The 8719-nt window shown below is 37.3% G+C and carries 6 protein-coding genes and 1 pseudogene; 5 read left to right on the top strand and 2 right to left on the bottom strand.

Annotated elements, in window-relative coordinates; all coding sequences use genetic code 11:
* Positions 1 to 191: 191 nt before the first annotated feature.
* A pseudogene (locus DMC01_RS16500) lies at positions 192 to 425 on the bottom strand (IS1595 family transposase); the annotation flags it as partial.
* A 286-nt stretch (positions 426 to 711) separates the two neighbouring features.
* Positions 712 to 3504 carry a DNA translocase FtsK gene (locus DMC01_RS05160; protein ID WP_427846095.1) on the bottom strand — a complete coding sequence of 931 codons (2793 nt, stop codon included), beginning with the start codon at positions 3502 to 3504 and terminating at the stop codon, positions 712 to 714.
* Positions 3505 to 3714: 210 nt separating this feature from the next.
* Between DMC01_RS05160 and DMC01_RS05155 the strand changes: the two genes are divergently transcribed.
* From DMC01_RS05155 to DMC01_RS05135, 5 genes are all read left to right on the top strand, one after another.
* Positions 3715 to 3978, top strand: a complete 264-nt coding sequence (locus tag DMC01_RS05155) for a DUF2018 family protein (RefSeq protein WP_142693213.1) — start codon at positions 3715 to 3717, stop codon at positions 3976 to 3978.
* On the top strand, positions 3979 to 4527 hold the full coding sequence (locus tag DMC01_RS05150; protein ID WP_246059028.1) for an exporting protein: 549 nt from the start codon (positions 3979 to 3981) through the stop codon (positions 4525 to 4527).
* Between the two features lie 145 nt (positions 4528 to 4672).
* Positions 4673 to 5605 carry a polyprenyl synthetase family protein gene (locus tag DMC01_RS05145; protein ID WP_427846096.1) on the top strand — a complete coding sequence of 311 codons (933 nt, stop codon included), beginning with the start codon at positions 4673 to 4675 and terminating at the stop codon, positions 5603 to 5605.
* Complete coding sequence (gene hemA / locus DMC01_RS05140) at positions 5605 to 6876, top strand: glutamyl-tRNA reductase (protein WP_142693212.1); 1272 nt, start codon at positions 5605 to 5607, stop codon at positions 6874 to 6876. The genes DMC01_RS05145 and hemA overlap by 1 nt, the downstream gene beginning before the upstream one ends.
* Complete coding sequence (locus tag DMC01_RS05135) at positions 6866 to 8572, top strand: proline--tRNA ligase (RefSeq protein WP_142693211.1); 1707 nt, start codon at positions 6866 to 6868, stop codon at positions 8570 to 8572. Before hemA ends, DMC01_RS05135 begins: the two co-directional genes overlap by 11 nt.
* Positions 8573 to 8719 lie beyond the last annotated feature (147 nt).

Raw genomic sequence — 8719 nt, 5'->3', positions numbered from 1 at the left:
TCACAGCAATACTAAAAATTTAAGCACAAAAAAGCAAAACAAGGATTTAAAATTCAAAAAGCCTTGCTTGGCTTGCTTAAAATGAATAAAAGCTTTTTTCAAAAAAGTAAGGTATCAAAGTTTATAAGAAAAAACCTTATTAAAGCATTTTAAGTCAAAAACTTAGTCTAAACGCATCAAATGCCAATGGCTCAATTAATCTTAACAGGATTTTCTCTTATCAATTTTAATAAATTTTGATGAGAATTTTGTCATAAATTTCTCATCTTAATTTAGTTTCTTTTAAGTGAAGGATAAAATTTTCTTTTTTAGCCTTTAAATTTGGCAAGTGTCAACTTTGCAAAGCCCCAGAAATTCACAATTTTGTTTATGTGGTTGTGTCCCTTTGCAAACTCGAATTTGACGTGCTTTACCATATAATGAGCTTTTGTTCCGCAAAGTTGCAAGACGAAACGAAGTAAAAAAAATACTTCGTAATTCCTTAAATTTCTGTTGAGACAATTGGGGAATGTATCATATATTTGTTTTTCATTTAACTCTTTATACTTTAAAATAATCTTGTATCAAATTAAAATATCTTGAGCCTTAATTTTATTCTTGTTTTTAAATGTAAAACCGTGAATTTAGCTTGAATTTTTTAATGAATTTGCAAAAGCCACGAAAGCTTTGAATTTTAACAAAAATGGCACAAAATTCACACTCAAAAAGTCCTTACATCAAGATCTCTCTTTGCCCCTTCGCGTCAGGCTCACTTAAAACGCCCATTTGTGCGAGCTGCTCAATGATATTTGCTGCTCTATTATAGCCTATTTTAAGGCGACGTTGCAGATATGAAATGCTTGTTTTTTTATCCTCTAAGATCACAGCCTTTGCTTGTTCTATAAGCTCATCAAGCCCATCTTCTCCTAAATTCTCGCCGCTACTACTAGCCATGTTTCCATTGCTAGAACCATCTTTTAAGAAATTCTCATCATATTCTACGACTTGCTGGGCTTTTAAAAACTCAACTATTTTTTCAATCTCCATCTCACTTGCAAAGGGTGCGTGCAAACGCACTATATTACTAGTTCCAGGTGGTGTGAAAAGACTATCTCCCCTTCCTAACAAGCTTTCAGCTCCTTGCGTATCTAAGATCACCTTGCTATCAATCCTCTGTCCCACCTTGTAAGCCAAGCGGCTTGGTAAATTCGCCTTTATAAGCCCAGTAACCACATCTACACTCGGTCTTTGCGTGGCTACGATTAGATGAATCCCACTAGCCCTTGCCATTTGGGCGAGCCGCCCTATGTAAAACTCCACATCCTTGCCAGCTGTCATCATTAAGTCTGCTAACTCATCGATGATGACGACTATGAAAGGCAGAGGCTCAGCTTCAAGTTCAGCGCATTTTTCGTTGTAATTTTCTATATTTTTAGTTCTAGCCTCAGCCATTAATTTATAGCGCCTTTCCATCTCAGCTACCATATTAGAAAGTGCGATGATGGCTTTCTTTGGATCCGTGATGACGGGCGTTAAAAGGTGTGGAATGTCATTGTAAATGCTAAATTCAAGCATCTTTGGATCTATCATCATCAAACGCAAATTTTTTGGGCTATTGCGGTAAAGTAGGCTTAAAAGCATTGCGTTTATGCCAACGCTTTTTCCAGAGCCTGTGGTGCCAGCGATTAAAAGATGAGGAAGCTTTTTTAAGTCAGTTACAAAGGCATTTCCCACAATGTCCTTTCCCAAAGCTATGGTGAGTGGGCTTTTAGCACCCTTAAATACCTCACTTTCAAGGATTTCCCTCAGATAAATCGTTTGAATTTGCTCGTTTGGCACCTCAATGCCCACTACATCCTTGCCAGGAATGGGTGCTTGTATGCGTATGGAAGTAGCTCGAAGTGCCATAGCTAAATCATCTTGTAAGCTTAAAATGCGGCTAACCTTGACATCAGCACTAGGGCGAAACTCAAATGTCGTTACCACAGGACCTGTGTAGGTGCTGATGACATCACCTCCTATTTTAAAGCGGCGAAGCTTTTCAAGTAGATCATAGATTTTCTTGTCAATTTCTTGCTCATTAACCTCAGCACTTGTTCCGCTTGGACGAACCAAAAAATCAAGCGGAGGAAGCTTAAAATCCTTTGGAGGCTCTAAATTGCCTCTTTCTAGGCTATTTAATAAATTTGCATTTTCTTCTAAGAACTTAGGCATAGCAACCCTTATGGGTTTTTCTTCTTGCAAGCTTGAATTTTCCTTGATGATTTCCTCTGTGTTTTCTTCTTCAATACTAAGCTCTTCTTTTTTTGAGAATTCAGCCCTTGGTAATTCAGCCTCTTTTTTAACTTCTTTTTTTAAAGCCTCGCCTTGATCTTCGTTAAGCTCTCTTACCTCGAAGGTGAATTTTTCCTCCTCTTTAATTGGAGTTTCTTCTTCTAAATTACTCCTTTCCTCCTTGGCTATGTCTATGTTTTTCCTTTGATAGCTTGGTTGGTCGAAATTTAACTCTCTTTGTATTTCTAGCTCCTCTGCTCTTTTTGGTCTTAAAAAGATCTCAGGCACAAAGGCTTCTTTGGGGGCATTGTTGTTGAATTTATCAAAATACTCATCAAATTCAGCACTAGCCTTTGTGATGAAGGTTTCAAGCTTTTTGTCTCTATAATCTTTTATTAAAAGCTCAGAATTATCAAGCTCTTCTTTTTTTGTCTCAGCTTGCTCTTTTTGGGTATCTTTTTCTTCTAAAAGAGCTTCTTCTTGATTTTGATCAAACTCAGCTGCAAGCCTTGCTGCTATTTGATCTGGGCTTTGTTTGGGCTTTGAAAGCTCTTTTAGGTTTTGAATTTCTAGCTCTTTATTGCTTGATAAATTTAAATCTTCTTTACTTTGCGAATTTAAAGGCTCTTTATCTTCTTGCTTGACAGTATTTGTTAAATTCAAAGGATTCTTGTATTCTTGCTTGGCAGCATTTGTTAAATTCAAAGGATTCTTGTATTCTTGCTTGTTGGCGCTTGTTAAATTTAAGGGATTTTCTTGAAAAATTGATGCCTTTTCCTCGCTCTTAGTATTGATTGGCTCTTCTTTGGCTTCGTTGAATTTAAACTCCTCCTTGCCACCAAAAAAGCCATACAAAAACTGCTTTATTTTATCCTCTATTGAAACAAAGATCTCATAATTTATCCTTATACCAAAGACAAGCTCAACAAAACGAGGAAAGATAAGGGCTATGGAAAATAAAAGAAGAAACAAGCTTAAAAAGCCTGTTAAAAGCCTACCAAAGACAAAGCCAAAGATGGCATACAAAACCTCAGGTATATAGCCAGCCTCCTCTCCAAGTATGGCAAAGAGCAAGGCAGCACACACAAAGGCTATGCTAAGTCCTATGATCTCACTTCTTTTTACTCTATCAAAATCATAGCCTCTTTTATAAAAGATAAAATTCAAAAACAAAAGCACAAAGGGATAAAAAAGTCCAAAAGAACCAAATAAAAAGCGGTTTAAATCACCCATAAAGCCAAGAAATCCCAAAGCAGCCGGCATAAATGATACAAAACATAAATAAAAGATAAAAAAAGTAGAAACTACAAAAATAACTTCCTTTTTGATCGCCTATCCTTGTTAGTAATTTTGAGCCATTATAGCCAAATAAAACAAATAAGCCACTAAAAACAAGTTTTAATAAAGTTTTAATATAATAAATCCTATAATTTAGGCTTAAATTCTTTCAAAGGATATTTTATGGATCTACTAGATGAAATGCTAAATCACAGCCCCAAAGAGAAGTTTTTACAAATGCTTAAACACGCAAATTCAGGCGCTGTTGAAAGGGTAATGGAAAATTTCATAAAAGAACACATAGCCTTAAATGAACTGCTTGAAAGCAAGGGGGTTGATGAGGAGGAGATCGAGCTTTATAAGATGGAAAAGGATTATTTGCTTGAGGAAAGAATGAATGATTATTTCATAGAACTGACAGCCAAAATTTTAGGACACGGAGAATAAATGAAGCCTTATCTTGCTTTTTTTATCCTAGCATCTGTGCTTAAAGCAGCCCAGCCAAGCTTTGAGTATGTATATGAGTTTACGCTTCAAAAGGATCAAAGAGCCAGTGTTGAGATTAAAGAGCTTGGCTTTGAAAATCAGACACAAAATTTCGACTTTTATTGGACTCTTTTTGATACAAACAAGATAGTAGTTCATACCAAATTTCGTAAATACCCAAGACAGTTTGTCCTTTCAATGAGAAGAAATCTAAACTGGTACACCCAAACCCTAATACCTGATTACAAAAATCCCCACATAGATAGAGCAAGGCTAATACTTGAATTTAGCGATTTTGACAGAGGGGAGGCTAAATTTAAGATCTACATAGAGGATAAGGATTCAAGATTGCTTGTTGAGTTTTTGGATCCAAAGAAAAATCCCCTACAACCTGCCTTTGCCCCTCAAGAAAACAAAATCGTCCCAGGCATTGATTTTAGCACAGAAAAAAATGCCTCTTTGGGCTCTAAACCATTAGCAAATCAGCCTTTGCCACAAAATAATCAATAAAGAAGGAAAAGCGGTGCAAGAGATTGATTTAATCATTGAAGGCTTTATAAAAGAGCTTGATTACAAGCCTATTGAGCTTATGTTTAAGCAAATTAAACAGGGCAAAAGATTAAGATCAAAGCTAATCTTAGCCATCACTCATCATATTTTAGAAGAAAATCCAGCTAAATCATCATCAAATTTAAATGAAAATTCAAGGCACAAAGAAGGCTTTGAAAGCTTAGAAAATTCAAGCTTATTAAAAAACACAACAAAAGAAGAAAAAAACTCAAAATCTCTTAAAAAAAATTCACAAAAAAGCCCTCATAGCTTAAAAAATTCACAAATTTACACACTTTGTGCCATAGTTGAGCTTATACATCTTGCAAGTTTATTGCACGATGATATTATCGATGAGGCACAGTTAAGACGAGGGGCAAGGTCCATAAATTCTGAATTTGGAGCAAAAAACGCCCTTATGCTTGGAGACATACTCTATTCTTACGCCTTTTATGAGCTTAGCAAATTTGATAGCTTCATCGCCTCAACACTTTCAAAGGCGGTAAGTAGCCTAGCAAAGGGCGAATTAATGGACATAGAGCTTTCAAAGAGCTTTAATGCCGATGAAAAGGCATACTTAACGATGATAGAGCTTAAAACAGCAGCACTCATTGAAGCAAGTGCTAGCTGTGCGGCACATTTAGCAGGGCTTGATACACAAAAATTTGCTAAATATGGCAAGAATCTAGGGCTTGCCTTTCAAATCATCGATGACATTTTAGACATTAAAAGCGATGAAAAAACCCTTGGCAAACCCGCCCTCAATGACTTTAAAGAGGGCAAAAGCACGGTTTGTTATATAGCCTTGTTTAAAGAGTTAAACTATAATGACAAGCAGATCTTGCAAGGCTTGTTTAAAAAAGAATTAAATGAAAATGAGCAAAAATGGCTTGATGATAAATTTAAAGAGCATAAGATCCTAGAAAAAACGCTAAATGTGGCGAAAAATTACGGCTTAAAGGCCATTAAAGCCCTTGAAAGTGTGCAAAATCAAGCCCTCATTGACATAGTGCAAAAGATGATAGATAGGAATTTTTGATGCATTATTTTTGTCTTAGCTTTACCCACAAAAACACAGGTATAGCCCTACGTGAGAGGCTTAGCCTTGATGAGAGTAGGCAAAAAGAGCTTTTAAGGCTTATAAATGCCAACTCTTTCGTGGAGGAAAGCTTGATGATTAGCACTTGTAATAGGGTTGAGATCTTTGCCTTTGTGGAAAGTTTAGAGGACATTTGCGAATACACAGTATCTTGCCTAGCCGTGCTTTGCGAGGTTGATAAAGAGATCTTGCTTCAACAAGCAGATGTCTTTGAGGATAGTGGCGTAATTCATCATCTTTTTTCAGTAGCTAGCTCACTTGATAGCCTAGTAATAGGCGAAACCCAAATAGCAGGACAGCTTAAAAATGCTCTAAATTTTTCCCTAAAACACGGTCTTTGCGGTATAAATTTGCAAAGGGCTGTAAATTTTGCCTTTAAATGCGCAGCTCGCATTAGAAACGAAACTCAAATCTCTAAAAACCCCATCTCAGTAGCCTCAGTAGCAGTTTCTAAGGCAAAAGAACTTGTGAATTTAGAGGGAAAAGAGGTTGTAGTTATAGGTGCTGGGGAGATGAGTGAGCTTGCTTGTAAGCATTTACTTGCAAACAAGGCTAGGATAATCATCATAAACCGCAGCATAGAAAGGGCAAAAGAACTTTGCGAGGAGCTAGGACAGGATGTAAGCTGTGCTGAGTTTTCTAAGCTTAGTCATTATATAAATAATTATGAGCTTTTCTTCTCAGCCACAAATTCAAAAGAAGCCATCATAAATGATGAAATGCTTGCAAGACGCGAATTTACGCGTTATTTTTTTGACATAGCCGTGCCAAGGGATCTTGATCTAAGAGAAAGTGAGCTTGTGAGGGTCTTTACTGTGGATGATTTAGAAGAGGTGGTGCGTAAAAACCTAGCCCTAAGAGAACATCAAGCACAAAGGGCATACTCCATAATCTCTGCTATGACTAGCGAGTTTTTTAGATACCTAAACGATCTGGCCCTAAGCCCCATCATCAAAGCACTTCGTTTGCAAGCAAGAGACTGTGCTGAAATTGAGCTTGAAAAGGCATTGAAAAAGGGCTATTTAAAGCATAGCGACAAGGAAGAGGCAAAAAAGCTAATCCATCAGGTCTTTAAAGCCTTTTTACACGCTCCAACTGTGAATTTAAGACAGGTGCAAAACGATCAAAGCGAAAATATCATAAACAGTATGCGTTATGTCTTTAATTTAGAAGAGGATAATTTTAATATAAAGGATACAAATGAAATTTAGCAAACTCTACGCCCCAAGCCTTAAAGAAGCCCCAAAGGATGCAGTTTTGCCAAGTCACATACTCTTGCTTCGTGCAGGATTTATCCAGCAGTGCGGAAGTGGGCTTTATAATTTCTTGCCACTTGGAAAAACTGTTTTTAATAAAATTTACAAGATCATAAAAGAAGAAATGGACAAAGCAGGTGCTATGCAAACAAGTCTAAGCTTCATAACCCCTGCTAGTTTGTGGCAACAAAGTGGAAGATACAGTGCTTATGGTAAGGAATTACTTCGCTTTAAGGATAGAAAGGAAAATGAATTTGTCCTAGGTGCAACTCACGAAGAGGCTATGCTAGATGCGGTGCAAGGTAAGATCACAAGCTACAAGCAACTGCCCTTGCATTTGTATCAAATAGGGCTTAAATTTAGAGACGAGGCGCGTCCTCGTTTTGGGCTTTTAAGATGCCGTGAATTTGTAATGAAAGATGGATACAGCTTTCACGCCGATGAGGAGGATTTAGAGCGTGAATTTCAGCTTATGTTTAAGACTTACAGTGAAATTTTTACTCGCTTGGGACTGAATTTCAGGGCTGTTGAGGCTGATAGTGGGGCAATTGGTGGCAGTGGGAGCAAGGAATTTGTGGTTTTGGCTAAAAACGGAGAAGATGATATAGTAATTTGCAATAAGTGCGATTACGCTGCAAATGTCGAGGTAGCAAGAAGGGCTAAACGCATCAGCACAAGTGAGCGCCCTGAGGCAAATATGCAAAGCAAATTTCACACCCCAAACATAAAGACCATTAAAGATTTGGCTGAATTTTTCAAAGTCGATGAATTCTACACGATAAAAGCGGTTGTGAAAAAGGCTATCTATGAGGATGGTGAAAAAATTGTGATCTTCTTTGTTCGAGGCTGTGATGAGCTTCAAATCACAAAGGCACTCAATGCTTGCAAGGCTTTGGAATTAGTCGAAGCAAGTGCAAATGACTTAGAAAAGGTAGGCTTAAAGGCTGGTTTTATAGGCTTTATAGGGCTTAACAATGTTGATTTTTTCGTAGATAAAGAGCTAAAAGATGAGAGTAATATGCTCTTGGGAGCAAACGAGCAAGATTATCATTTCATAGGGGTTAGCGTTGTGAATTTAAACGAGGATCGCTACAAGGACTTAGTTAGCGTTCAAGAAAATGATCTTTGTGCTTGTTGTGGCGGGTCCTTGAAATTTAGCAAGGGCATAGAGGTAGGGCATATTTTTAAGCTTGGGCAAAAATACTCAAAGCCCTTAAATGCCACCTTTTTAGACGAGTACGGCAAGGCTAGGCATTTTTATATGGGAAGTTATGGCATAGGAGTAAGCAGACTTGTCGCAGTGGCTGTGGAATCTAGCTTTGATGAAAGAGGCATAGTGTGGAGCAAGGCACTCTCACCATTTGTGCTTGATCTAATCATTTCAAACACCAAAGAAAAGGAAGCTTGTGAGTTTGCAAATAAGCTTTATGAGGACTTAAAAGCCTTGAATTTAGAGGTTTTACTTGATGATAGAAATGAAAGATTTGGGGTGAAAATCAACGACTTCGAGCTTATGGGCTTTTCTTATGCCTTAATCATAGGCAAGGGGCTAGAAAGAGGCGAGGTGGAATTAGTGGAGCGAAAAAGCCTTGAAAAAAGGGTGCTTAAAAAGGATGAGGCTTTGAGTGAGCTAAAAAGGGTGCTTTTGTGAGTGCTTGTGAATTTTTATTTAAAAAGATAAAGGCTCTTTTTCAAAAAGTATTTTTTTAGATAAAATGCCATATTTGTCATTCCAAGCGGAGCAAAGAATCCACGAATTTTATGGCAAAATACCTTGAATTGATGGCTTCTTCTGCTA

Origin of the sequence: Campylobacter troglodytis (genome assembly GCF_006864425.1) — a bacterium.
Taxonomy (GTDB): Bacteria; Campylobacterota; Campylobacteria; order Campylobacterales; family Campylobacteraceae; genus Campylobacter_D; species Campylobacter_D troglodytis.
Note: the sequence above shows the minus strand (reverse complement) of the source record. Positions and strands in the feature narration are given on the sequence as shown.